General features: G+C 60.5%; 20 protein-coding genes and 1 other RNA gene. 9 read left to right on the top strand and 12 right to left on the bottom strand.

Annotated elements, in window-relative coordinates:
* Window positions 1-108: 108 nt before the first annotated feature.
* On the bottom strand, window positions 109-1,932 hold the full coding sequence (gene aspS, locus T370_RS0115885) for an aspartate--tRNA ligase (RefSeq protein WP_029436293.1): 1,824 nt from the start codon (window positions 1,930-1,932) through the stop codon (window positions 109-111).
* A gap of 20 nt (window positions 1,933-1,952) precedes the next feature.
* Window positions 1,953-3,203, bottom strand: a complete 1,251-nt coding sequence (hisS, locus tag T370_RS0115880; protein WP_029436292.1) for a histidine--tRNA ligase — start codon at window positions 3,201-3,203, stop codon at window positions 1,953-1,955.
* A gap of 172 nt (window positions 3,204-3,375) precedes the next feature.
* Here hisS and T370_RS0115875 point away from each other — a divergent pair, with 172 nt between their 5' ends.
* A complete protein-coding gene (locus T370_RS0115875) occupies window positions 3,376-4,092 on the top strand; it encodes a hypothetical protein (protein ID WP_029436291.1) in 717 nt (238 codons plus the stop codon).
* Here the strand turns inward: T370_RS0115875 and T370_RS0115870 are convergent.
* The 4 genes from T370_RS0115870 to T370_RS0115850 form a co-directional block, all read right to left on the bottom strand.
* The gene (locus T370_RS0115870; protein WP_029436290.1) at window positions 4,079-4,525 is read right to left on the bottom strand and encodes a hypothetical protein; all 447 of its coding nucleotides are present in this window, start codon (window positions 4,523-4,525) and stop codon (window positions 4,079-4,081) included. The two genes, T370_RS0115875 and T370_RS0115870, sit on opposite strands and share 14 nt — an antisense overlap.
* 203 nt (window positions 4,526-4,728) lie before the next feature.
* Window positions 4,729-5,493, bottom strand: a complete 765-nt coding sequence (locus T370_RS0115860; RefSeq protein WP_009733459.1) for a sulfite exporter TauE/SafE family protein — start codon at window positions 5,491-5,493, stop codon at window positions 4,729-4,731.
* A gap of 99 nt (window positions 5,494-5,592) precedes the next feature.
* A complete protein-coding gene (locus T370_RS0115855) occupies window positions 5,593-5,862 on the bottom strand; it encodes a GIY-YIG nuclease family protein (RefSeq protein ID WP_005025143.1) in 270 nt (89 codons plus the stop codon).
* Between the two features lie 167 nt (window positions 5,863-6,029).
* Window positions 6,030-7,358 carry a Na+/H+ antiporter NhaC family protein gene (locus tag T370_RS0115850; protein WP_029436289.1) on the bottom strand — a complete coding sequence of 443 codons (1,329 nt, stop codon included), beginning with the start codon at window positions 7,356-7,358 and terminating at the stop codon, window positions 6,030-6,032.
* A 178-nt stretch (window positions 7,359-7,536) separates the two neighbouring features.
* Between T370_RS0115850 and T370_RS0115845 the strand changes: the two genes are divergently transcribed.
* The 5 genes from T370_RS0115845 to alaS all read left to right on the top strand — a co-directional run bounded on the left by T370_RS0115845 (window position 7,537) and on the right by alaS (window position 16,320).
* A complete protein-coding gene (locus tag T370_RS0115845) occupies window positions 7,537-8,331 on the top strand; it encodes a helix-turn-helix transcriptional regulator (RefSeq protein ID WP_005025138.1) in 795 nt (264 codons plus the stop codon).
* A 434-nt stretch (window positions 8,332-8,765) separates the two neighbouring features.
* Window positions 8,766-10,289 carry an aldehyde dehydrogenase family protein gene (locus tag T370_RS0115840; protein WP_029436288.1) on the top strand — a complete coding sequence of 508 codons (1,524 nt, stop codon included), beginning with the start codon at window positions 8,766-8,768 and terminating at the stop codon, window positions 10,287-10,289.
* A 428-nt stretch (window positions 10,290-10,717) separates the two neighbouring features.
* Window positions 10,718-12,271 carry a hypothetical protein gene (locus T370_RS0115830; protein ID WP_029436287.1) on the top strand — a complete coding sequence of 518 codons (1,554 nt, stop codon included), beginning with the start codon at window positions 10,718-10,720 and terminating at the stop codon, window positions 12,269-12,271.
* 194 nt (window positions 12,272-12,465) lie between these two features.
* Window positions 12,466-13,563: a recombinase RecA gene (gene recA / locus T370_RS0115825; RefSeq protein WP_005025130.1), complete on the top strand. Its 1,098-nt coding sequence runs from the start codon at window positions 12,466-12,468 to the stop codon at window positions 13,561-13,563.
* Between the two features lie 102 nt (window positions 13,564-13,665).
* A complete protein-coding gene (alaS, locus tag T370_RS0115820; protein ID WP_029436286.1) occupies window positions 13,666-16,320 on the top strand; it encodes an alanine--tRNA ligase in 2,655 nt (884 codons plus the stop codon).
* Between the two features lie 205 nt (window positions 16,321-16,525).
* Here alaS and T370_RS0115815 read toward each other — a convergent pair whose 3' ends face one another.
* The 4 genes from T370_RS0115815 to T370_RS0115805 all read right to left on the bottom strand — a co-directional run bounded on the left by T370_RS0115815 (window position 16,526) and on the right by T370_RS0115805 (window position 18,398).
* Entirely contained in the window at window positions 16,526-17,152 is a 627-nt protein-coding gene (locus T370_RS0115815; RefSeq protein ID WP_029436285.1) for a GyrI-like domain-containing protein, read from the bottom strand.
* 149 nt (window positions 17,153-17,301) lie between these two features.
* Window positions 17,302-17,763, bottom strand: coding sequence for a GNAT family N-acetyltransferase (locus T370_RS0115810; RefSeq protein WP_029436284.1), 462 nt, complete (start codon window positions 17,761-17,763; stop codon window positions 17,302-17,304).
* Window positions 17,764-17,824: 61 nt separating this feature from the next.
* Window positions 17,825-17,915, bottom strand: an RNA gene (ffs, locus tag T370_RS24510) — signal recognition particle sRNA small type.
* Window positions 17,916-17,999: 84 nt separating this feature from the next.
* Complete coding sequence (locus tag T370_RS0115805) at window positions 18,000-18,398, bottom strand: GGDEF domain-containing protein (RefSeq protein ID WP_029436283.1); 399 nt, start codon at window positions 18,396-18,398, stop codon at window positions 18,000-18,002.
* Here T370_RS0115805 and T370_RS25170 point away from each other — a divergent pair.
* The gene (locus T370_RS25170; protein WP_156034449.1) at window positions 18,391-18,939 is read left to right on the top strand and encodes a hypothetical protein; all 549 of its coding nucleotides are present in this window, start codon (window positions 18,391-18,393) and stop codon (window positions 18,937-18,939) included. The two genes, T370_RS0115805 and T370_RS25170, sit on opposite strands and share 8 nt — an antisense overlap.
* A 230-nt stretch (window positions 18,940-19,169) precedes the next feature.
* Here T370_RS25170 and T370_RS0115790 read toward each other — a convergent pair whose 3' ends face one another.
* Window positions 19,170-20,372: a bifunctional nucleoside/nucleotide kinase/histidine phosphatase family protein gene (locus T370_RS0115790; protein ID WP_005025116.1), complete on the bottom strand. Its 1,203-nt coding sequence runs from the start codon at window positions 20,370-20,372 to the stop codon at window positions 19,170-19,172.
* A gap of 118 nt (window positions 20,373-20,490) precedes the next feature.
* Window positions 20,491-21,414 carry a phosphodiester glycosidase family protein gene (locus tag T370_RS0115785; protein WP_237912128.1) on the bottom strand — a complete coding sequence of 308 codons (924 nt, stop codon included), beginning with the start codon at window positions 21,412-21,414 and terminating at the stop codon, window positions 20,491-20,493.
* 259 nt (window positions 21,415-21,673) lie between these two features.
* Between T370_RS0115785 and metF the strand changes: the two genes are divergently transcribed.
* Together metF and T370_RS0115775 are read left to right on the top strand one after the other, a co-directional pair.
* Entirely contained in the window at window positions 21,674-22,549 is an 876-nt protein-coding gene (gene metF, locus T370_RS0115780; protein ID WP_029436279.1) for a methylenetetrahydrofolate reductase [NAD(P)H], read from the top strand.
* Complete coding sequence (locus T370_RS0115775; protein WP_029436278.1) at window positions 22,549-23,580, top strand: glycosyltransferase family 9 protein; 1,032 nt, start codon at window positions 22,549-22,551, stop codon at window positions 23,578-23,580. The genes metF and T370_RS0115775 overlap by 1 nt, the downstream gene beginning before the upstream one ends.
* The last annotated feature ends 291 nt before the right edge of the window (window positions 23,581-23,871 follow it).

Raw genomic sequence — 23,871 nt, 5'->3', positions numbered from 1 at the left:
CCGCGCGGCCTCCCCACCAGTCAAAAGTCTTGGGAGGGGAAAGGGAGGGGTTTGGGGAGGGGAAGGGGAACCTTTCTTCAGAAAGGTTCCCCTTCCCCTCCCCAATACTTACTTCTCTTCCTTCTTGTCCTTCGCTTCCTCACGAAGACGCAGGCCAAGCTCACGAAGCTGCTTCGCGGACACGATATCGGGCGCGTTGGTCATGAGGCAGGTAGCCTTCTGGGTCTTGGGGAAGGCGATGACGTCGCGGATGGACGGCGAATCGGACATCAGCATGATCAGGCGATCCAAACCGAAGGCGATGCCGCCATGCGGCGGGGCCCCATGCTCGAGCGCCTGAATGAAATAGCCGAACTGGGATTCGTAAGATTCCTTGGAAAAGCCGAGAGCTTCAAACATGTTGCGCTGTACGGCCGCTTCGTGGATACGGATGGAACCGCCGCCCACTTCGTTGCCGTTCAGCACCATGTCATAGGCGCGGGCCTTGGTGGCGGCGGGATCGGACACCATCTTCTCCAGATCGCCGTCCTTGGGTGCGGTGAAGGGATGGTGGCAAGCCACATAGCGGTTTTCCTCCTCGCTGTACTCGTACAGCGGGAAGTCCGTCACCCACAGGAAATTCCAAGCGTTTTCGGGGATCAGGCCGAGCTTTTCGCCGAGGTGCACGCGGAGGTTGCCGAGCGCGGCGTTCACCATGCCGGGCTCGCCCGCCTGGAAGAACACGATGTCGCCCACGGAAAGGCCGAGGGCTTCGGTGAGGCCGGCGCGTTCCTCATCGGACAGGAACTTGGCGATGGGCGACTGCCATTCGTTTTCGCGGATCTTGATCCACGCGAGCCCCTGCGCGCCGTAGATCTTCACGAACTCGGTGAGTTCGTCGATCTCCTTGCGGGTCAGGCTTTCGCCGCCGGGCACGCGCATGGCCTTCACCAGCTTGGCGGAGGCGAACAGCTTGAAGCCGGAGTTGCTGACGATGGAGGTCACATCCTGAAGCTCAAGGCCGAAACGGGTGTCGGGCTTGTCCACACCGTAGCGGGACATGGCCTCGTCCCACGTCATGCGGGGGAACGGAGCGGGAATGTCCGCGCCGAGCGCTTCCTTGAACACGCGGATCATGAGGCCTTCGGCCATGTCCATGACCTGCTTCTCGTCGGCGAAGCTCATTTCGATGTCGACCTGCGTGAATTCCGGCTGACGGTCGGCGCGGAGGTCTTCGTCGCGGAAGCAGCGCGCGATCTGGAAATAGCGGTCGAGCCCGGCGATCATGCAGAACTGCTTGAACTGCTGCGGCGACTGCGGCAACGCGTAGAACTGGCCGTGGTTCAGACGCGAAGGAACGAGATAGTCGCGCGCGCCTTCGGGGGTCGACTTGGTGAGGATGGGCGTTTCCACTTCAAGGAAGCCCTGCGAGGCCAGCTCGTTGCGGATGGCCATGGCGGTACGGCTGCGCAGCGCGAGGTTGCGGGCCATGCGCGGGCGGCGCAGGTCGAGATAGCGCCACTGGAGGCGAAGGTTTTCGCCCGCTTCCACGCGGTCCTCAATCTGGAAGGGCGGGGTCTTGGACGTGTTCAGCAGCTTCCATTCGCTGACCACGACTTCCACTTCCCCGGTCTTGAGGTTGGGGTTGACCATGCCCTCGGGGCGGGGGCGTACCTTGCCCTTCATGGCAAGCACGTATTCCGAACGCAGCGCGCCAGCCTGTTCGTGGGCCTCGGGGGCGTACTCGGGGCTGAACACGATCTGCGTCAGGCCGAAACGGTCGCGCAGGTCCACAAAAATCAGGCCGCCGTGGTCACGCCGGTACTGCACCCAGCCCATGAGGCAGACTTCCGCCCCGTTGTCGGCCCCGGTCAGCTCACCGCACGTGTGGGTGCGCGTCCAGTCGCCGAGCGACTGGCAGGCGACCGACAATTCCTTCTGTTCTTCGCTCATACCAAACATTCCTTTACAAGCTATTTCTGAAGCCGGGCCACAACGTCGGCAAACGCCACGGAAGACTGTTCGCCGCTGTCCATATTTTTGAGCATGACCGTCTGGGCGGCGAGCTCGTCTTCACCAATGAGGAGGCAGAAACGCGCGCCGGACTTTCCGGCCTGACGCATGGCGCTCTTGATGCTGCGGGAGGAAAAGCCCATCTCGCCACGGAAACCCGCATCGCGCAGGGCCTGCGTCAACGCATAGGCGGCGTCGCGGGCAACGTCGGTCAGCACGACCGTGAAGAAATCTGGGCGAGCGGCTCCCGCTTCCGGCTGGGGAAGCAGCAGCGCGAGGCGCTCCATGCCGCAAGCGAAACCGAGGCCGGAAACGTTGGGGCCGCCGAGCTGTTCGACGAGGCCGTCGTAACGCCCGCCACCAGCCACGGTACCCTGCGCGCCGATCTGATCGGACACGATTTCAAAGGTGGTGCGCGTGTAGTAGTCCAGCCCGCGCACCAGCCGATGGTTGATCACGTAGGGTACCTTTTCGGCGTCCAGCAGACGGCGCACCGTCTCGAAATGCGCGGCGCAGTCGGGGCAGTTGTGATCCAAAATCTTGGGAGCTTCGGCGGTGTGCTCCCTGCACGAGGGAACCTTGCAGTCCAGCACGCGCAGCGGGTTGGTCACCATGCGGCGGCGGCAATCCTCGCACAAGGCGGACTCATCCAGCTCGGAGAGCCACTTGCGCAGCGTCTCGCGGTAGGCGGGACGGCATGTGGGACAACCCAGCGAATTGAGCTGGAGGCTCAAATCCTTGAGGCCCAGCGCTTCGAGGAAACGCATGGCCATCGTGACCAGCTCGGCGTCTGCGTAGGGTTCGGAAGGCCCGAGGCATTCGCAGTTGATCTGGTGGAATTGCCTCATGCGGCCCTTCTGGGGACGCTCGTAGCGGAACATGGGTCCGATGGTGAACAGCTTGGTCACGGCGTCGCCGCTCCGGCCGCTTTCGATATACGCGCGCATGACCCCGGCGGTCGCTTCGGGGCGCAAGGTCAGGGAACGGCCCTTGCGGTCGGGGAAGGTATACATTTCCTTCTGGACCACGTCGGTTTCCGTCCCGATGCCCCGGCAGAACAGTTCCGTCCGCTCGAGGATAGGAGTGCGCAGTTCGGTAAAGCCGTAACGGGAAAAGGTTTCCCGCGCTACAGCTTCCATATGGGTGAAAGCGTCGCTGTCCGGAGAAAACAAATCGGCGAAGCCTTTGATCGCGGTAACGTTATCGCTCATGGCCTGTACTCGTGGTTCGGTGTGACGTTGGGATCGGATGGACGTCCGAACGCAACAGGATAGAGCAATCGTAGACCGTTGTCAAAAAAGGACGGCCCCGGCACTGACATGCTTCAATCTTTTTTGCGAAGGGAAAACGGCTATGACGAAATAACCAGTAAGGAGGCGCTCGATGAATACGATTGAATCTCTCATGAGGGAAATGGAAGAGGACAGGCGGCAAAGGCGGATTGCAGCCCTTTCCGATACTACCCAAGCCGACGGCGGTGTGTGGAAAGTGGAACCAAGCCCCAACGCATGTCCCACCTGCCTTGAGTTTTCCCGCAAGACATATGCAGAAAAACCGAATCCCCCGCATCCGAATTGCAAGTGCCGTATCAGCAAACAGGAAAAGAAAAAACGTTATTATGTGATCGGGAGAAGACCATTGGACGGCCTCGGTTCCGTTTCCACGACCAAACTCGACTGGATCAAAAAATGGGATAAAAACACATATAAATCAGGAAAAGGAGGGCTCCCCGATCTCCTCCCTGAGCACCGGCACTTTTTTGATTCTGAAGGCAACGATTTTGGCTTTTTCGGCGATGATAACGTCCGGCCTGATAGAAAAAGGAACCTTCCATTGTATACTTATGGTGATGTGAAATACGATGCCGACATCATAGATAGAGCCGTTAGAAAATATGAAACATACATCAATCAAGTCCAAGAAAAAATAAGCACATTTACAAAATCAACAAAAGATATCATAACGAATCAAGTACATGGACACGTCAACGTTGGGAACTATGGACTTATTTTGAACAATTGCCAAGATTATGTCAGCAATATTTTATACATTGCGCGTCGTATTTCAGAAAAAGAACGTATTCCCCTCATTCTTCCATAAAAAGAAAACTATTAAATTCAACAATATAATTCCAAAATATTTGAGTCATTCCACTTAACAGACAAGATAAAAACAATGTTTCTTGTAACGGGCAGTCACCTGTGAGCAAAATCTTACGTCTTGATGTAAATATTTTAGCTAAAAAAAGATATGGATACGCTACAGCACCAAAGCAAAGATTTCGCAGGACGTATTGCCCTACTTCAATACAGGACTGTGGAGTATCTACAGCAATCCAATCATAGAAAAAAGGTAACCCAGCGTACCCTCTAGGCCCTGCTATGAAATGAATGAACGCACACATACCAGCAAAGAACGTCCGCAAAAGATTCCCACACGTCAGCATACCCCGACGATACAGCAGCACAGCGAAAAAGACGCTCGAGGCATAGGAAATGCCGTCGGCAAGGGCGGAAAGTTCAATGGGCGGCATATCGTTTCCTTCTGACAGCATTGGAAAATTATGGAAAGAACCTCTTCTTTTTCACTAGGTCAACACGTAACACGTTATCACAGGAAGCGCCATACAAGGCGGAAACTTCTTTTCGCGGCCTTTCCCCAAGAAAATGAAAAGGAAGCCCGACGGCTTCCCTTTCATGGAGATTTTCTCCGCGTCATCGCACCCGTCATACAAAACTACATGGCGAGGATCCCCCGAATGGCGTTCACAAGGATAAAGCCGCCGCAGAAGAGGCAGACCCATGCGACCATTTTACGGAGCTTCGTGGTGTCCATACGGTTGGCCATGTACACGCCGAGGAGGATGCCGAGGATCTGGATGACGATCATCAGCGCTCCGACCTTATAGTCGATGGCCCCGTGCAGGAAGTTGGCGGCGCTGCCGGAAAGGGCGACCGGCACGGAATAGACCTGCCCCGCCCCGATGGCGATGAGCGGCGGGAAGCCGAGCGCAATCATGATCGGCACGGAGAGCACAGGCCCGCCCGCGCCCGTCAGCCCGGCGACGAAGCCCACGCCGCTGCCAACGGCGAACAGCACCCAAAAGCGCGACCGCCGCCCCTCTTCCATAAAGGAAAAACGCCGCCCCCTCACCGGGCAGAACACCAGCGCGCCCGCCAGCAGGATCAGCAGGGCCAGAATGAGATTCAGGTACGGCGCGGCGGTGAAGGCCTTCACGTCAGCCCCCACATACGTAAACAGGAACCCGCCGATGCAAATGGGGATCGTCGCTTTCCAGTCCACATGGCCGAGCCTGATATACAGCCAGCTGCACAGGCTGGTCGTAAAAATGAACGTAAACAAGGTAGTCCCCATCGCCACATGGCTGCTCAGCCCGGAAAGGTAGACAAGAGCCGGAATCAGGATGATCCCGCCCATGCCGGTACACCCGACAAGAAACCCGACGATGAAGCCAACGATGATCATCATTCCCATCAACATGGACGTGCTCCTTCCTTTACCGGGAAGCGTTTCCCTCTCAGCATGACAAAGCCGCACCGCCCCTTGGCGATACGGCATCCTTTCCGTAACAGACGCTGCTTATTCCTCTTCCGGCGGACGCTCCGCCCTCGCCAGCAGGAACGCCGCTTTCTCGGCACGGGGGCGTTGCTTCACCTCCCGCTCCAGACGGCACGCGGAAGAGGCATCCGGCTGCGCCACGCAGCACACCAGCTCAACGGGACGGCGCGCCCGCGTATACTTCGCGCCACGGCTTCCCGCGTTGTGCTCCCTCAACCGCCGCTCCATGTCCGTCGTCACCCCGCAATACAACGTGGCATCGGCGCATCGGAGCAGGTAGACATACCACATGGCTTTCCTTCATGCGAAGCCCCATGCAACGGCCTTATTCCGCTGAAAAACATGGTTCTTTCAGGCTGTTCCGAACCCGCCCCGCCCGGATGCCCCAAACGCGGGGCATCCCGCACTCCCCCCAAAAAAAGGGAAGCGGGCACGCTTTTTTCCGGATTCTTTCTGTACTAGGCGAGGGGACGCACCGGACGGACTCTCGGAATGCCGAACAAGATAGCGAATACGGCGGCCACCGCGAGCAACATGCAATACCAGTTGTTCCCTGCAATGGACAAAGGCGAAAGCTTCGCAATGGAACCGGCCAGCAGCAACTGCGCCCCATAGGGGATGAGCCCCTGCACGACGCATGAGAATATGTCAAGTAAGCTGGCGCTGCGCCGCCTGTCAACTCCGTTCGAAACCGCGATTTCGTGCGCCACCTTGCCCGTCAGAATGATAGCCACCGTATTGTTCGCCGTACACAGATTGGCAAGCAATACCAGCAGGCTGATGCAGCATTCGCCCGCCTTCACCGGGGACTCGGCGGAGAGCTTCCGGGCCAGCCCGTTCACGCGCTCCAACAGCCAGCTGATACCGCCGTGGTAACGCATGAGCTCCCCGAGGCCGCCCACCAGCATGGAGAGCACCATGATCTCGTTCATGCCCACAAAACCGCTGTAAATATCCTTGCTCCACTGGATGAGCGTATAGCCGCCCACAGAGGCAATACCCACCGCGCCGGTAAACACGATGCCCGCCAGCAGCACGATGAACACGTTCACGCCCGCGAGCGCCATGACCAGAATAGCGAGATACGGGACAACGCGGATAAACTGATACTCCTCGTGCTTGACCACCTGCCCCGAAGCCCCTGCGAACCACAACAGAACCAGCGTGACGAGCGCCGCGGGCAGGGCGATGAGCAGGTTCATGCGGAACTTGTCCTTCATCTCGCAGCCCTGCGTGCGGGTGGCGGCAATGGTCGTATCCGAGATCATGGACAGGTTGTCCCCGAACATGGCCCCGCTCATGACCACGCCGAGAAGCAAGGCCAGCGGAATGTCGGTCTGCTCGCCTACGCCCACCGCAATGGGCGCAATGGCGGCCACGGTCCCCATGCTGGTGCCCATCGCCGTGGAAATGAACGCCCCGATGAGGAACAGGCCCGGCAGGATCATGGACGGGGGCAGCAGCGAGAGCCCGAAATTGACCGTAGCCTTCACCCCGCCTATGGCCGAAGCCACGGACGCGAACCCGCCCGCAAGCAGGAAGATCATGCACATGGTGATGATGTTGATTTCACCCACGCCTGAAAGGAACACGCCGATCTTTTTGTTCAGATCATCCTTGCCCTGAAGGATGGCGAGCACGATGGCGGGGATGATCGCCACCGTCGCGGAAAGCTGATAGAACGGCATATCCGCCCCGGCTGCGGTCAGGGCTATGCCCGTCCCGATGAACAGGACAAGAAAGACGATCATGGGCAACAGCGCCCTGAAGTTGGCTTTTTCGGACATGAAACACGCTCCGCGGCAGATCTCGGGTTAGGAAAGGCCCGGTTTGGGCAAACGACGGGCGTTTATTCTATATCAATGTATGCAGATAAACAATGCCCAATCCGTCCCGCCCCATTCCGTCCCCCTTGTCGGCGGGAACGGCTTTACGCTACACTTACGGCATGGAGACGAACCGCCCATGAAATCCTACCGGCTCACCGAGGTCAAAAGCTACAATGTCCCGTTCGTCAGGCTGCCGCGTCCGGTGTTCTGGTTCAACGACCCGTTCGAAGCGGGTACGTGGAGCGATCTGCACCGACATGAGCACTGGGGCGAATTGGCGTTCATGCGCTCCGGATACATGGTCATCTGTACCGAACTCGGCAACTATGCCGCGCCGCCGCAGAGGGCCGTGTGGATCCCTCCCGGGCTGACCCATGAATGGTACATCCCGGAGCCGTCCGTGGACAATGCCCTGTACATCATGCCTCATGTCCTGCCCCCCGGCCCCCGGTTTCAACGCTACCACGCCATGGAGGTCTCGCCCCTCGTCCGCGAACTCATCCACGCACTCGCCCCGCAACCCTGCGACTATGAGGAGCCCGGCCCCGTGGCCAGGATGGTTTCCGTCCTGCTCGACCAGCTCCCCCTGCTCCCCGAAGTGGGCTTTCCCCTCCCCATGCCCCGCGATCGCCGCCTCGTCGCCCTGTGCACCGCCCTCCTCAATGAGCCGGACTCCCCGGAAACGATCCGCGAATGGTGCACGCGCCTCGGCATGTCCGAACGCACCCTTGCCCGCCTGTTCCAGCGCCAGACCGGGGAATCCTTCGGGCGCTGGCGTCAGCGTATCCGCCTGCACCACGCCCGCGCCCAGCTTGAAGCGGGGGAAAGCGTCACCGCCGTGGCCCTCAACTGCGGCTACGCCTCCGTTTCCGCGTTCATCGCCGCCTTCAAGAAACTCTTCGGGCGCACGCCGGGCCAACTCGCCCGCTGACGCGCACGCCGCCTTCCCGCCTCTTCGACACAACCATCTCCCACGCCCGTACCCTAAAGCCGCCCTCATCCCGCCGCCCCCGCGCAGGCACCACCTGAGGGCGTCAATTTTCCAATAATTTTATCAAAAATTACATGTCTTTTTTATAGGACAAAAATCAGAATCACTTATTGGAAGCTCTCCCCATTTCCCCCTTTCCACCTTCCGCCGGAACGAACTCCCGCCGCGCGGCCTCCCCTCCCTAACCTTCTCCCCCTGCACCCTCCCCGCACCACGCACCCGCCATTTTCGCCCATTTTGGCAGGATCGCGATACTCTTTGGCAGAATGCGAGAAGACGGGAAAGACGGAAGGCGCGTATAGGAGAGTCATGGGCCGAGATCCCAAAACGGGCCCATTCCCACACCCACCCAGAATACGTTTGGAGGCAAAACCATGATCCAGATCCGCAACTTCATCAACGGCCAGTGGCAGGAAGAAACGGGCGGCAAAACGGTTCCCCTGTACAACCCGTCCACCGGCGAAACCATCGGCTCCGTGCCCGTTTCCAACATGGAAACCTGCGAAGCCGCCATCGCCACCGCCGCCGAAGCCTACAAGACGTGGCGCCTCGTCCCCATCGCCAAGCGCATGACCTATATCCATAAAATCCGGGAATGCATGATCCGCGATCTGGAAAAGCTCGCTCAGGGCATCGCGCTCGATCAGGCGAAACATATTTCCGAAGCCCGCGGCGAAGTCCAGCGCGTCATCGAAATCGTCGAAATGGCCTGCTCCATCCCCGCGCTGATTCAGGGCGAGACCCTCGATCAGATCGCCGGGAGCATCACCGGAAAGGTCACGAAACAGTCCCTCGGCGTGTTCGGCGGCGTGGCGCCCTTCAACTTCCCCGCGCTGGTGTTCGGCTGGTTCATCCCCTTCGCCATCGGCACGGGCAACACCTTCATCTATAAGCCGTCCACCCAGTCGCCCTACTTCATGCAGCTCATGTGCGAAATCTTCATGGAAATCGGCCTGCCCGGCGGCGTCGTCAACGTCATCCACGGCAGCCGCGACATCCCCGGCACGTGGTATGAAGATCCCCGCATCGCGGGCGTGTGCCTCGTCGGGTCCACCCCGACCGCCAAAAAGATGGCCGAAGGCTGCGCCAGAGGCGCCAAGCGCTCCATGCTGCTCGGCGGCGCGAAAAACATGCTTGTGGTCATGGAAGACGCCGACATCGACGTTTTCATCGAAAACTACATCAACTCCTGCTACGGCTCCGCAGGCCAGCGCTGCCTCGCCGGGTCCATCGTGGCCATCGTGCCCGAACTGTACGACACCGTGCTCGAACGCATGATCGAAGCCGCCAAGAAGGTCAAAGTCGGCGACGCGCTTGATCCCGACGTGTACATGGGACCCCTGATTTCCCGCTCCGCCGCCGACAAGGTGAAGGAATACGTGGATATCGCCCTGAACCACGGACACGGCTGCGAACTCGTCCTCGACGGCCGCAACCCCGAACTGCCCGAAAAGAACAAGAACGGCTATTTCGTCGGCCCCACGATCATCAAGGACGTGACCCCCTGCAACCCGCTGTTCACGACTGAAGTGTTCGGCCCGCTGGTCGCCACGATCAAAATCGCGGACATCGACGACGCCCTCGAACTCATCCGGCAGTCCGAATTCGGCAACGGCGCGTGCATCTTCACGCAGAGCCAGTTCTATGCCGAAAAGTTCAGCCGCGACGCCGATGTGGGCATGGTCGGCGTCAACGTGGGCATCTGCGCCCCGCATCCGTACATTCCCTTCGGCGGCATCAAGGGGTCGCTCCTCGGGACCAACAAGGCGCAGGGCAAGGACGGCATCGACTTCTTCACCCAGAACAAGGTCACCACGATCCGCACCGTCGATCCCAACGCCAAGAAGGGCGGCGATGCAGCGAAGCCCAAGTCCGTCCGCTCCTGCGTAGCGTCCTAAACAGCCGTACACGTCCGGTTCCGGGGCCCCAGCCCCGGAACCCCGCCGCTTTCTCCAATCCGGAGACGTCCTCCTGAGCCTCTTGGCGGAAGAAAGCGGAATGGTTTCCGCCGGAAGACGCTCCCCGCGTCTGGCTGCGCGCCGCGAACGGCACGCGGTTCCTCCGGCCGGGCCTGACAGGGCCTCATGAAGACGGCTCTCCGACAGCGCCCGTCGCTTCCCACTCATCCAAACCGGGCGCTCCGCCGCACACGGCGCGCACGCAAGACGGCTCCGGGTTCCTCGCCCCGGGGCCGTCTCGCGTTTTCCTCCTTTATTTCTCTCCCGCTCCCCGGATGATTTCCTTGACCGGGCGGGAGGCCGTACCTACACTGTTGCTCTTTCCATGCCTTGCATGGATGACCATCAAACCTTCTTCGAGGAAAGCCATGGCTCTGTCCAAACTCCAGAAAGGCCTCGTTGGCCTCGGCATCGCCGTTGTCGCAGTCATCGCCGTCGGGTACGGCGGGATGCGCTATCTTGAAAACGCCGTCGTTGACGCCATCCGCACATGGGCGGCCCAAACTCCACAGGATGCCCACGTAGAGCTCGGGGATATTTCCTATACGCTGATGGACAACCATCTTGTCCTCAAAAACGTCCGCATGACGTATGTTACCCCGGCAAAGCAGACCGTGGCCGCTACCGTCGAAACGCTGGATATCCGGAATCCGGGGACCACCCTGCTTTCGCTGATGCGCGACCCCAAGAGCGAAATCAAGGAAGCGGAACTTCCCGTAGCCGACGAGATCGCCCTGCACAACCTGTCCTTCGGTCCCGAACCGAACATCACGGTACGGCTCCGCACCTTCAAGGGCGTCGCCATTGAAACCGCCGCCGTCAAAACCCTGATGAGCACCGCCGGTGACGACGATCCGAAAGTGGCCCTAGCGATCATCTACGGTCTTTCGTACAAGGAAGATTCCGCCTCCGGCGTCAAGATAACGAGCAAGGCCCTGCCTTTCTCCCTCTCCACCGATTCCGCCGTCCAGAAATCCTACGCCAAAGGGCATCTGGACTCTTCCGTGACAAACGGGATCGTGTTCACCCTGAGGGGGCAGGACGTCCTGACGCTCGGCGAAATCCGGCTCGAGAACATGAACCTGCCGCCCCGCGACATCATGGAGAAGATTTACTTCATCGCTCCCACCGACATCAACGACGATGAAGCGTTCGGGATCTTCCAGAACTTTTTCGCCGGGCCCAAGCCGCTCATCGGCGTCTTTTCCCTGAAGGACCTCAAAACCAGCAGCGCCCTGCTCGATGTTTCGCTGGACAAGCTGAACATCACGAACCCTTCGACCTCCCCCTACGCCCTTGAAGTGTCTCTGGAGCACCTCAAGATGCCCGTGGCCCTCGTGCCGGAACTCCAGCTGCTCTCGGTCATGGGCGTGCCGGAAATAGATGCCAGCGCATCCTATGCCATTTCCTTGCCCAACAAGGACAACCAGTTCAACAGCACCGCTTCCCTCAGCGTCGCCAAGCTCGGTACGGCCGACTTCGCCGTCAAGGGCGAAGTCCCCTATAAGGCCTTCTTTGAGATCATCAACAATAACAGCGTCACCGATTCCGACATTGAAAACTTTGTTGAAAAGAACATCAAGTTCAGCCACATCGAAGCGGGATACGCCGATGAAGGGCTCCTGCCCCGCCTCGGCATCCTCGGCCAGAAGTTCATGGGCCTGACCCCCGAACAGTGTGTGGATATGGCCAAGAAGTACGTCAAGGAATCCCTCGGCGCCGCCGAAGGGACGGAAAACACGGCGAAGCTCATGGAGTACATCGACAAGCCCGGCGCTATCCGCCTCATCTTCAACACGGAAAAGCCGATTCCCGTTGAAGCCTTCGACACGCTGTCAGACACGGATCCCTCCATCAAGCTGGACGTGAACACCGGGCCCAAGACGGCTCTGGAACTGATGGCCGATCTGGAAAAGAAATAGCCCGCCCGATCCGGGACAAAACAAGAGGGGGGAGGATCGGAACGCCTCCCCCCTTTTTCTATCCTGCGGAATCCGTTGACATACGGGATCGCGTGCCCGTAATCGGGTTGCCCGATCCGGGCGCTTTTGGTATGAAAGCAAATTCGGGAAGCCTATCCCGGCAAACCCCGTCTACCTTTATGGAGTCTCCCCCAATGGCAAAAAAGCCAACCCTTACCCCTGAAGAAGCGCGCCAAGAGGCGTTGAAAACAGCCCTCGAAACCATCGAACGCAAATTCGGCCAAGGCGCCGTGATGAAGCTTTCCGATGATGTCCATGTCAAAGTCCCGGTGATCCCCACCGGGTCCATCGGCGTAGACCTCGCCCTCGGCATCGGCGGCATCCCCAAGGGCCGGGTCACCGAAATCTACGGCCCCGAATCCTCGGGTAAAACGACCCTCACCCTGCACGTCATCGCGGAATGCCAGAAGCTCGGCGGGACCGCCGCCTTCATCGACGCCGAACACGCGCTTGACGTGACCTATGCCAGGCGCCTTGGCGTCAAAACCGACGAACTGCTCATCTCGCAGCCCGACCACGGCGAGCAGGCCCTTGAAATCGCCGACATGCTGGTCCGTTCCGGCGCGGTGGACCTCGTGGTCATCGACTCCGTGGCCGCCCTTATCCCCCAGACCGAACTCGAAGGCGCGATGGGCGAAACGCAGGTCGGCGGGCACGCCCGCCTGATGTCCCACGCGCTCCGCAAGCTGACCGGCACCATCCACAAGTCCCGCACCGCCGTCATCTTCATCAACCAGATCCGTATGAAGATCGGCGTCACCGGCTACGGCAGCCCGGAAACGACCACCGGCGGCAACGCGCTCAAGTTCTACTCCTCCGTGCGCCTCGACATCCGCAAGATCCAGACCCTCAAGGACAAGGAAGAAGCCTACGGCTCCCTTACCCGCGTGAAGGTGGTCAAAAACAAGATGGCCCCGCCCTTCCGCGAAGCCAAGTTCGACATCATCTGGGGCACGGGCATTTCCCGCTCCGGGGAACTCATCGACCTCGGCGTCGACGCCGGCATCGTGGACAAGAGCGGCGCATGGTTCGCCTTCGGGGCCGAAAAGCTCGGCCAGGGCAAGGAAAAGGTCCGTGCCCTGCTCGATGAAACCCCCGAGCTGCGCAACGCCATCGAGAGCCAGCTCATCGAGCATCTGGGCATGAACCCGCGGCCCGTCGTGCACGCACCGGAAGAAACCCTCCCGGACCCCGAAAACGCCCCCGTCGACGACATGGACGACGAAATCTGATCCGATGCGGGGAGGGGCTCCCTCCCCGCCGAACCTTTCCGGAGGCGATGCCGCCGGGCATAGCCTCATCCCCCGATCTCTCCACCTCCCGCAGGAGCCTGTATGCTGACAGCCAATGAAATCCGCCACCGTTTTCTGGAATACTTCAAAAAACACGGGCACACCGAAGTCGCCTCCTCTTCCCTGATCCCCCGCGACGACCCGTCCCTGCTGTTCACCAACGCGGGCATGGTGCAGTTCAAGAAAATTTTCTGCGGACAGGAAAAACGCGACTACGTGCGTGCCACCACGTCCCAGAAGTGCCTGCGCGTGGGCGGCAAGCACAACGACCTCGACAACGTGGGCCGCACCGCGCGCCACCACACTTTCTTCGAAATGCTCGGCAACTTCTCCTTCGGGGACTACTTCAAGGAAGACGCCATCCGTTTCGCGTGGACCTTCATCACCGAAGACCTGAAACTGCCCAAGGATCGGCTCTACATCACCGTCTACAAGGATGATGACGAAGCCTTCGAACTCTGGCAGAAAGTGGCTGGCGTCGCGCCCGAGCGCATCTTCCGCCTCGGCGAAAAGGACAACTTCTGGAGCATGGGCGATACCGGCCCCTGCGGACCCTGTTCGGAAATCCACTTCGATCAGGGGGCGGACATGGCCTGCGGCCCGGACTGCGGCATCGGCAAGTGCGACTGCGACCGTTTCCTTGAAATCTGGAACCTCGTGTTCATGCAGTTCGAGCAGCTTCCCGACGGCTCCCGCGTCCCCCTGCCCCGCCCGTCCATCGACACCGGCATGGGCCTTGAACGCATCGCGGGCGTGTGCCAGGGCGTGCGCTCCAACTACGACACCGACCTGTTCCAGATTTTCATCAACTACATGGCCGAACTCGCCGGTGTCCGCTACCGCGACAATGCCGACAACGACACCGCCCTGCGCGTCATCGCGGACCACAGCCGCGCCATCGCCTTCATGATCGCGGACGGCATCCTGCCCTCCAACGAAGGCCGCGGCTACGTGCTGCGCCGCCTTATCCGCCGCGCCTTCCGCTTCGGCCGCCTCATGGGGATGCAGGAGCCGTTCCTGTACAAGACCGCGCTCAAGGTCGTGGAAGTCATGGGCGAGGACTACCCCGAACTGCGCGCCCGCGCCGACTTCATGGCCCGCGTGACCCGCGAGGAAGAGGAGCGCTTCTCCTCCACCCTCGACAAGGGCCTCTCCATGCTTGAAGAGGAAATGGACGCCCTCGCCGACAGGGGCGAGAAGATCATTCCCGGCGAAACCGCGTTCAAGCTGTACGACACCTACGGCTTCCCGCTGGACATCGTGAATGACGTGGCCGAAAAGCGCGGCTTCAAGGCCGACGAGGCCGGTTTCAACGAATACATGCGCCAGCAGAAGCAACGCGCCCGCGCCGCGTGGAAGGGTTCCGGCGAAAAGGACATCGCCTCCCGTTTCCAGAGCCTGCTCGAAGACGGCCTCAAGTCCGAATTTTTCGGCTACACGGCCCTGACCGGGGTGGGCCGCGTCGTGGCCCTGCTCGACGACGACGGCTTGCCCGTCGAAGCCCTGCCCAGCGGCTCGTTGGGCTACGTCGTTACCGATCAGACGCCTTTCTACGGCGCGTCCGGCGGCCAGTGCGGCGACACGGGACTGCTCACCGCTCCGGCTGGCTCGGCCAAGGTGCTCGACACCCTGAAGCCTTCAGCCGACCTCACCGTCCATCACATCGAAGTGGACGGCGGCACCCTGCTTTCCGATCAGGAAGTGGTGCTGACCGTGACCGAATCCATACGCCTCGACGCGGCCCGCAACCACACCTGCACGCACCTGCTCCATGCGGCCCTGCGCCGCGTGCTCGGCGACCATGTGCGTCAGGCGGGTTCTCTGGTCACGCCGGATCGCCTGCGCTTCGACTTCTCGCACATCGCGCCCATGACCCCGGAAGAGCTGGCCGCCGTGGAACGCGACGTGAACGCCGCGATCATGGCCGACTACCCGTTGACCGCCAAGCTCATGGGCCAGCAGGCCGCCATCGACATGGGCGCTATGGCGCTCTTCGGCGAAAAGTACGGCGACACCGTGCGCGTGGTGACCATCGGCAACCCGGATCACACCGAGTCCGTGGAGCTTTGCGGCGGCACGCATCTGCACAGCACCGGCCAGGCGGGCAGTTTCGTCATCCTGTCCGAAAGCGGCATTGCTGCGGGCACGCGCCGCATCGAGGCCGCGACCGGCTGGAACGCCCTCAAGCACACCCGCGCCATGAGCGAGGAGCTGCACCAGCTTGCGGCCATGCTCAAGACGCAGCCCGGCGGGCTTGCCGCCAAGCTGGACGGCCTCCAGAAAGAAAACCGCGGGCTCCGCAAGGATCTGGAAAAGGCCGCCGCGCAGGCCGCGTCCGGGCAGGGTGGGGATCTCATGTCCAAGGTCGTGGAGATCAACGGCGTGAAGGTGCTTGCCGCGAAACTCGACGCCAGCAACATCAAGGCCATGCGCGAGCTCATGGACGACATCCGCTCCAAGATGCCTTCCGGCGTAGCCTGCATCGCGGCCCCCGTGGACGAGGGCAAGGTGAGCATGATCCTGTATGTTTCCAAGGACCTGCACGGACGCTTCACCGCACCCGCGCTGATCAAGGAAGTTGCCGCGCCCATTGCCGGTTCCGGCGGCGGACGCCCCGATCAGGCTCAGGCCGGCGGCACGAACCCGGCGGGCATTGACGAGGCGATGGATGTTTTGAAGGCGAAGATTGGGGAATAAAAAATCGGGGAGGGGAAACTTTCTGGAGAAAGGGGGAGCCCCCCATGTTTCCCCTTTCCCAAACCTGCCGGCACAGCTTGTGCCCCCCTTTTCCCTGCAAAGGCTTTTGGCCCTATCGAATCCCTGCTCACTCTTTCCATGTAAAAAAGCCGCTTCCTTCTCGTTTTCTGGAGGGAAGCGGCTTTTGTTGTTGAGGGATGAGTTCTCAGGCACAGGGCTCCACGCCAAACCGCAGTACCGTTTTCAGACGTGCCGGATCGGTTTTGCGGGCATCCGAGAGGTAGATTTCCCGGTGGCTGTCCGATGCACGCCGCAACCCGTGTTCCGCGCAGTAGGCTTGCATCATGCTAAAGCTTACGGGTTCGTCGTCGTAAGGGCCGACGTGAAGCATTTGCACACACAAGCCATCGTTCCAGTGCCCGAAAGAGGCCGACGCATAGAGGGGATGCGGTTTTTTCCTGCTTGTCGCGGCGAGGATGCGCTCGGCGAGTTCGTCCGTCACAAAATCCGGCTGGCGGATCATCAGGGTGTAGCGCAGGGCATCCTTGTTGAGGGCCTCTCCCGGCAGCATCGGTTCCGCCGTGTCCCATACCCCTTCCAGCGGGAACACGGCGTACTCATAGTAGCCTTCGGGGGCATCCCCTTTCTTCGGCAACATCTTGACCGCATATGACAGGGCGTACAGGACGCCTATGGCCTCGAGGAACGCCTCGCCGTTGGGGTTCCCTTCCCCGCGTATCATGAAAAAGGCGTGCTCGGGGACGGTAACCGGAGCAGGAACGGCTTTCGGAAGGTACAACGCTTTTTCGTGCTTCTTCCATTCGTATTTCATAAACGGCTCCCTAAAACACGTCATTCCGGCAAACAGAGCCAACGGTTCCCAAAAGATGAACGGCTCCATCCGGCATTCGCGCAATGCTTGGCGATGTCGAAGGTCCTACCGTGCGCCTGACGGGGCCGAGCGTACCGACGGCTCTGCCTTTACTTGTCCCCGGAACCGCGCCGCAGCACGAATTGCTGACATGGATACCCATAGCGGGTGACAAGTTCGGCCTCTTCGAAGCCGAGGCGCTTGTACAGGGCCCGCGGAGCCGCACCGAGCGGATCGTCTTCCCGGTACGTCGTCACGAAGATATCCTGATCGGCGGGGAGCACATCCAGCATCATGCGGACAAGGGCCGAAGCGACGCCCCGCCCCCGCGCCTCAGGATGTACGGCGAGGAAGCCGATGCCGTTGTGCTGATCCGAGAGCACCAGCACGCCGAGCAGCCCCCTTGCATCCTTGGCGCACAGCGCCCGCCGCTCCGCAATGGCTTTCCGCAGGTTCCCCCGGTACTCGCCGAGCGACAGCCCGGGGAAGGCATCCCGGACAAGAGCAACCAGATCCATCCAAGCATCCATGTCCGCTTCCGACGCATACCCGACGGCACATTCCTGATTCATGTCTCCCTCCTTTGCGGCGGTACCCGCATAAACGAAAAGCGCAAACCCGAGGGCTTGCGCTTTTTGAGAGTCGGACACCCGGCGAACAACCGTTACCGTTGCTTTCTTTCGAACCTGGCGGGGTTGGCGGCGCCACCGCCGCCCGACTCTCTCGAACCTTCCGTATATAGAAAAGAATGCCGCCTGTCAAACGGAAGCCGCCCCCTGCATAAGAATAAATCAGACGATCATTCCGTTCAAGGCGCGGGGCAATGCTCAGGCAGTTCCCCGTAAAAAGCGCACTGCCGTTTCCCCTGCCGTTTGGCATGATACAGCGCCTTGCCCGCCTCCTTGTGCAGGACCTCGAACGCGGCTCCGTCGTTGGGAAACGCGGCAAAACCGATGGAAACCGAAATCGGACAGGGCACATCCTCATGCGTGAAGGACGCCGCACATATCCGGGGCAGCAGGCTCTCGGCGGACTCTTTTCCGACAATGCCCGGCATAACGAAGACGAACTCATCCCCGCCGATGCGGGAAGCCATATCGGCATCGCCGAGCTGTTCTTGCAGGACGGCACCCATCCGCCTGAGGACAACATCCCCGGCGCTGTGGCCGAACGTATCGTTGATGCCCCTGAAATCGTCGATGTCCATGATGCCGAGGAAAAAGGCCCTATTCTCCAGCCCAAACCGGCTTCAGCCTTCTGACGAGGGCATTGCGCGTAAGCAGGCCGGTAAGCCCGTCATGTTCCGCCCTGCGCTTCAAGTCCCTGTGCGCCAAACGCAACCGCCTTGTCAGCGTATCCCGCTGGAGGCCAGTCAAAAAAGTCTTTATCCTCAACCTGCTGTCGAAATAATGGGCGCAAAAGCCGGAGACGCTGAACACGGCTATATGGATCGCGTCGAGCCATGCCAAGGTTGGGGCCTTCGTATGAAAAGCAACGAGGATATGCAAAAGGCAACAGGCATACGTGACAACAATCATCCGCCAGAACCTTTCGGTCAAAAGCTGCGGCGCGGCGGCAAACATGACGGGGAAAATGACGCTCACGCTGTCCGCGTACGCCGCGCTTGCCAGTATCCCCTCAATATGGATGCCCGCCAACAGTATTACTGGATACGGACCGTGTTACGCAGGGCTGCATGTTTTACAGCAAAGGCTACCGCCGCATACACTATTCAGCTTGCCAGATAAACATATTTCCCGCCGGACAAGATCCCGAATGGGGTGGCGCACAAAAAAAGCACAACGTTAAGGAGATATCCCGTACACCCCGCCTGAAAACACAGCCGCGCGTCATGAAGCAGCACCGATTCAGAACAAAGCGAAAATTCCTGCTTTGTGAATCCGTACCTGTTGACTATATCGGACAGCCGCGTTTTCAGATCCATCCGTTCCACAGAACTCCCGCGTATTCCCCGCCGTTAGGCATACCGGATCATTTCAAACAGCTTGCGGCGCTGCGTGATGGTGATGTGGTAATACTGATTCTGCGGAATGTAGGTATAGGGCACGTCGCTCGCCCTCTGAAACAGGAACAGCGACAGCAAGGTACGGTTGATGGCCTGGTGCCCGACGATCATGAGCGTCCCCTCGCCGGACAGGAACAACGCCCGCCGCAAGCCGCGGGCCACGCGCTCCTTGAGCATCGCATAGCTTTCGCCGTTGGGATAGATATACCCGTACTTATTGTGGGAACGCGCCTCATACTCCAGAGGCATACCGTCGCGCACGTCGGAATAGCGCATCCCTTCGCACACCCCGGCATTGATCTCGTCAAACTCGCTCAGGGCCATGCTGATGGTGTTCGGACGCGAACGCAGCAGCGGCGCGGCCGTCTCGGCGGAACGCTGCTTCGTGGACGTAAAAATGTACGGAAGATCCACGCCGTCGAAATGCGCGGCGAGCTTTTCGGCCTGCTCGATCCCCTTGGCGGTCAAAGACGGATCCCCGCCGAGTCGGCCCTCGCGGTTGTAGTCCGTCTCACCATGCCGCACGAGATACAGATCCTGCACCCAGCGGGAGGAAATGATGTCGCGGATGGCCGCATAATACGGGAGGTCGTTGCTCGGGGCTTCGTCCTGAATGCAGCTGTCCACGGCGTCCACGCGTATCCAGCACCGCTCTTTGCGGACCGGGGTGTATACGCTCTCGTAGTAGGCCAACCGCTTGCGGAAGCTTTCCAGCGCTTCTTCCTGCGTCATGTTGGCAAACTCGGGCAGACGGGTCTTGCGCCGGATGGACGCATCCAGCAACAGCGGATCGTCATTCACGCATTCGATGAACAAGACGGGCCGATCCCGGAGCGTCGCGCTCAGATCCACACGCTGATGCACCGTCCCGTTGGTCGCGTCGATGATGGCGACGTCGCCGCCCTCATCGAGCCATGCGCGGGCGCGCTCCATGTTCTGGTGCGTGATCTGATCCCGCAGCCTCTGGGCGCGCGTGTTGTCGGGATTGAAAAACTCGGCGGAACCGCTTTCAAGGCCGAAAAGCATCCGGCGCAACTCGCCGTTGTTGAAGATCGCGGTACGGATGCCCTGCTGCTCCAGCCCCGACCGGATGCGTTTCGCCAGCGTGCTCTTGCCTCTGGCGGGCAACCCCACCATTGCGACATACAGTTTCATGTCATTCCTCAATTGTCGCGCGCGGAGGCGGACCGCCTCACTTGCGCACGGCGAGCGTTAAACCCGTTGCTGCCGATAGGGGACCAAAAGGCCGCCTTCCCGCACGAGGGAAGGCACATTACGATTTGCGCCGGACACCGATGACGTTGGGCAGCGGAGCCCCCTGGCTTCCGGAAGCCCAGAACTCCGGCAAGGAACGCCCCAGCCAGATCTGGCTGCGGACGGGAGTGCGCAGGAAGAGGCCGGCCAAGCTTCCGCCCTCGGTATACATCACCACCCGGACGTCAATGGGCAATGCCAGCAAGAGCGCCCCGAAGTCCACGCCGGTTATCGGTTCCCGGCACAGGATGAACAGGATGGCCCCCGTGCCGTCACGGCCCACGGCGGAAATGGAGTGCTTCGGGCCGCCGGGCTTCCAGAGCAGACGCCGATCCGAACTGATCATGCGGTAATTCTGCACGACCATGCTGTAATGCGGAAGCAGGTTCTCCCAATCGTCCGTGGAACGGTCCAGCAGGTCCGCGCCGGGCAAATCCGGGCTGTCCGGGCCCGCGACGAAAAACGCCCCGAACTTGGACACCACGCGCCCGTTATTGACTGTCTCGCCGGTACGGAGATACCCGGTGCTCGTAACGCCATCAGGCAGATACATGCTGGCATTGGTGGCGGCGATCAGGCCCTTGCGCGTGGCCCAGGCTTCAAGCGGCAACGACTGTTTTTCAGAACTCGCCGTTTCCACGGTAAAATCGAAATACGCGGGATCGATGCGCAGGAACACCACTTCAAACGGATCGCCTCCGTCGAATTGCGCGGAAAACAAGCCGAGCTGAAGGCCTTCCTCCAGCTTTTCCCACGGCGGGAGCGTCTCAAAAACCCAGCGCGGCGGAGGTGGGGGAGCCGGCTGTTCCGCGCTCGGCTGTGGCGGGACAAGCGCGTTCTTGATAGCCGTGAGGCCATCCTGCGGCTCGGAAGGCACACCGTCAGCAAAGGCAGGGACGGCGGACAACGCCAGCACGCCCAAGAGGAACAACTGACGGAACACGGCAAACACCCGCGGCGCGAGGCACAAGCCGCGCCCGCTACGGCACATTGCATGTCGTATGGATGAGAAAAGGTGCAACGTCATGATGGTCAGGTCTCCAATGCCCCGAATAGTCAGAGTTTACGGCAATTCCGGCAAAGGCGCAACGCACCCGGGGCCATCCCCTGCCCCAACGCGCGACAAGGCGTTGCCCTTCGCGGAAATCCGGCATAGAATAAAGAACTTGGGATTATGACTGACTTTTGAAACGAGGTTTTCCATGAATATCGGCCAACTCATTGCGGAAAGGGGCAAGCCTTTCTATTCCTTCGAATTCTTCCCTCCGAAAGACCCTGACCAGTGGCCGGACTTCTTCAAGATGGCCGAACGGCTGGCTCCGCTGGAACCGCTGTTCACGTCCGTTACGTACGGGGCGGGCGGCTCCAGCCAGGACGCCACGCTGGAAATCGTTTCCCATCTGAAGAAAGAATTCCAGTTCGAAACGATGGCCCACCTGACCTGCGTCGGCGCGACGCAGGACTACATTACCCAGTATCTCCAGCGCCTGCGCGACAACGGCGTGGATAACGTGCTGGCCCTGCGCGGCGACATCCCCAAGGGGCAGGACATCGACTGGGAAACCGCCGAATTCCGCCATGCCGCCGATCTCGTCCGTTTCGCCAAGGCGCATTATCCCGACATGGGCATCGGCGTCGCCGGGTATCCGGCACCCCATCCGGAATCGCCGAGCTTCGCCAGCGACTGGCGCTACACCGTCGCCAAAATCCGTGAAGGCGCGGATTTCGTGATCACGCAGCTGTTCTTCGACGTGCGCGAATACCTCCATTTTGTGGACCGGCTCAGCGACATGGGCGTGTCCGTCCCGGTCATCCCCGGCATCCTGCCCATCCAGAGCCTCGAATCCATCCGGCGCACGCTCTCCCTGTGCGGCGCGAACATCCCGGGCAAGCTCTATCTCGCCCTTGAGGAAGCCAATGCCAAGGGCGGCGCGGAAGCCGTACGCGAAGCGGGCCTCAAGTTTGCCGTGCAGCAGATCCGCACCTTGCTGGACAACGGCGCGCCGGGCATCCACCTGTACACGCTGAACAAGGCGCCCATGTGCCTCCGCATCGCGGAAGAAGTGGGCGCACTGTAATGGCCGTCGATCTCGCCACCTTTTCGCCCAAGCGCATCCTTGTCTGCCAGCTCAGGCAGATCGGCGATGTGGTGCTCGCCACGCCGTCCATCGAGCTGCTCAAACGGCGTTATCCGGACGCCGAGATCCACCTGCTGACCGAAAAAAAGTGCGCCCCGCTCCTTGAGCACAACCCGCATCTCGGCAAGGTCTGGGCATTGGACAAAAAGGTACTGTCCTCCCTGCCCCAGGAAATCGCGTGGTACTGGCATGTGGCCCGCACCGGGTATGATCTGGTCGTGGACTTCCAGCAGCTTCCGCGCTGCCGGTGGGTAGTGGCCTTTTCCGGCGCCCCGGTCCGCCTCTCCTATACGCCGCCGTGGTATACGAGCCTGCTGTACACGCATTCCTCCGACATGCTCGACGGCTATTCCGCCATGAGCAAGGCCAGCGTATTGCGCCCTCTCGGCATCGAATGGAACGGCGAGCGCCCGCGCGTCTATCTCACGGACGAGGAGCACGCCTTTGCGCGCACCTTGCTCGCTCAGGCAGGCTTGCAGCCGGAACAGCGCCTCATCACGCTGGACCCCACGCACCGCCAGCCCACGCGCCGCTGGCCTCTGGCGCATTACGCCGGGCTGGTCAGCCTGCTTGCTGAGCGCGACGCCTCCCTGCGCTTCCTGCCTCTCTGGGGGCCGGGCGAGGAAGCCGAAATTCAGGAGTTGTCCCGCCTCTGCCCCGCCGGTTCGCTGCTCTTGCCGGAGCGGATGCTGTCGCTGCGGGAAATGGCGGCCTGCATCGCGGAAGCGGATTTGCATATCGGCAATTGTTCCGCGCCCCGGCACATCGCCGTAGCGGTGGGCACGCCGACCCTCACCGTACTCGGTTCGACCACACCGGCGTGGACCTTCCCCTCCCCCGAGCACGCCGACATTGCCCTGAACCTTCCCTGTCAGCACTGCAACCGCAACCACTGCCCCGATCCCCGCTGCCTCACCGGGATGCTGCCCGGCCCGGTCGCGGACAAGGCGATGGAGATGTTGAAGAAATAAGAGAGTCGGGGAGGGGAAGGCCGCGCGGCAGGAGTTCCGTTGTCTCGCAAGGCCGTTGAAAGGGAACTATGGGGGATTTATTCTCTACAATGTTTTTTTGAGAGTGTTAACCTTTGAATGATTTTCTTGATGTAAACCCAAAAGCCCATTCCTGTTTGCCAGCAACAGCAAACCCGGATGGGCCTTTTTCTTTTCTCCTGCAACGCCGTCCCCTCATCAACTGGGAACGCCGCGAACAGGGATTCGATAAAAAGAAAAGTCTTAGGAGGATGAGGGGGTGGGGTCCGGGGA

It is taken from the genome of Bilophila wadsworthia ATCC 49260, assembly GCF_000701705.1.
Classification (GTDB): Bacteria; Desulfobacterota; Desulfovibrionia; order Desulfovibrionales; family Desulfovibrionaceae; genus Bilophila; species Bilophila wadsworthia.
The sequence above is the reverse complement of the archived record's forward strand: the minus strand, read 5'-3'. Positions and strand labels throughout refer to the sequence as shown.

Coding starts and splice junctions, on each gene's coding strand:
- alaS (WP_029436286.1), top strand. CDS start 13,666: ATGCTGACAGCCAATGAAATCCGCCACCGTTTTCTGGAATACTTCAAA.
- T370_RS0115875 (WP_029436291.1), top strand. CDS start 3,376: ATGAATACGATTGAATCTCTCATGAGGGAAATGGAAGAGGACAGGCGG.
- aspS (WP_029436293.1), bottom strand. CDS start 1,932: ATGAGCGAAGAACAGAAGGAATTGTCGGTCGCCTGCCAGTCGCTCGGC.
- T370_RS0115870 (WP_029436290.1), bottom strand. CDS start 4,525: ATGCCGCCCATTGAACTTTCCGCCCTTGCCGACGGCATTTCCTATGCC.
- T370_RS0115855 (WP_005025143.1), bottom strand. CDS start 5,862: ATGTGGTATGTCTACCTGCTCCGATGCGCCGATGCCACGTTGTATTGC.
- T370_RS25170 (WP_156034449.1), top strand. CDS start 18,391: ATGTCCATGATGCCGAGGAAAAAGGCCCTATTCTCCAGCCCAAACCGG.
- T370_RS0115790 (WP_005025116.1), bottom strand. CDS start 20,372: ATGAAACTGTATGTCGCAATGGTGGGGTTGCCCGCCAGAGGCAAGAGC.
- T370_RS0115830 (WP_029436287.1), top strand. CDS start 10,718: ATGGCTCTGTCCAAACTCCAGAAAGGCCTCGTTGGCCTCGGCATCGCC.
- T370_RS0115845 (WP_005025138.1), top strand. CDS start 7,537: ATGAAATCCTACCGGCTCACCGAGGTCAAAAGCTACAATGTCCCGTTC.
- T370_RS0115850 (WP_029436289.1), bottom strand. CDS start 7,358: ATGTCCGAAAAAGCCAACTTCAGGGCGCTGTTGCCCATGATCGTCTTT.
- T370_RS0115775 (WP_029436278.1), top strand. CDS start 22,549: ATGGCCGTCGATCTCGCCACCTTTTCGCCCAAGCGCATCCTTGTCTGC.
- T370_RS0115860 (WP_009733459.1), bottom strand. CDS start 5,493: ATGTTGATGGGAATGATGATCATCGTTGGCTTCATCGTCGGGTTTCTT.
- metF (WP_029436279.1), top strand. CDS start 21,674: ATGAATATCGGCCAACTCATTGCGGAAAGGGGCAAGCCTTTCTATTCC.
- recA (WP_005025130.1), top strand. CDS start 12,466: ATGGCAAAAAAGCCAACCCTTACCCCTGAAGAAGCGCGCCAAGAGGCG.
- hisS (WP_029436292.1), bottom strand. CDS start 3,203: ATGAGCGATAACGTTACCGCGATCAAAGGCTTCGCCGATTTGTTTTCT.
- T370_RS0115805 (WP_029436283.1), bottom strand. CDS start 18,398: ATGGACATCGACGATTTCAGGGGCATCAACGATACGTTCGGCCACAGC.
- T370_RS0115840 (WP_029436288.1), top strand. CDS start 8,766: ATGATCCAGATCCGCAACTTCATCAACGGCCAGTGGCAGGAAGAAACG.
- T370_RS0115810 (WP_029436284.1), bottom strand. CDS start 17,763: ATGAATCAGGAATGTGCCGTCGGGTATGCGTCGGAAGCGGACATGGAT.
- T370_RS0115815 (WP_029436285.1), bottom strand. CDS start 17,152: ATGAAATACGAATGGAAGAAGCACGAAAAAGCGTTGTACCTTCCGAAA.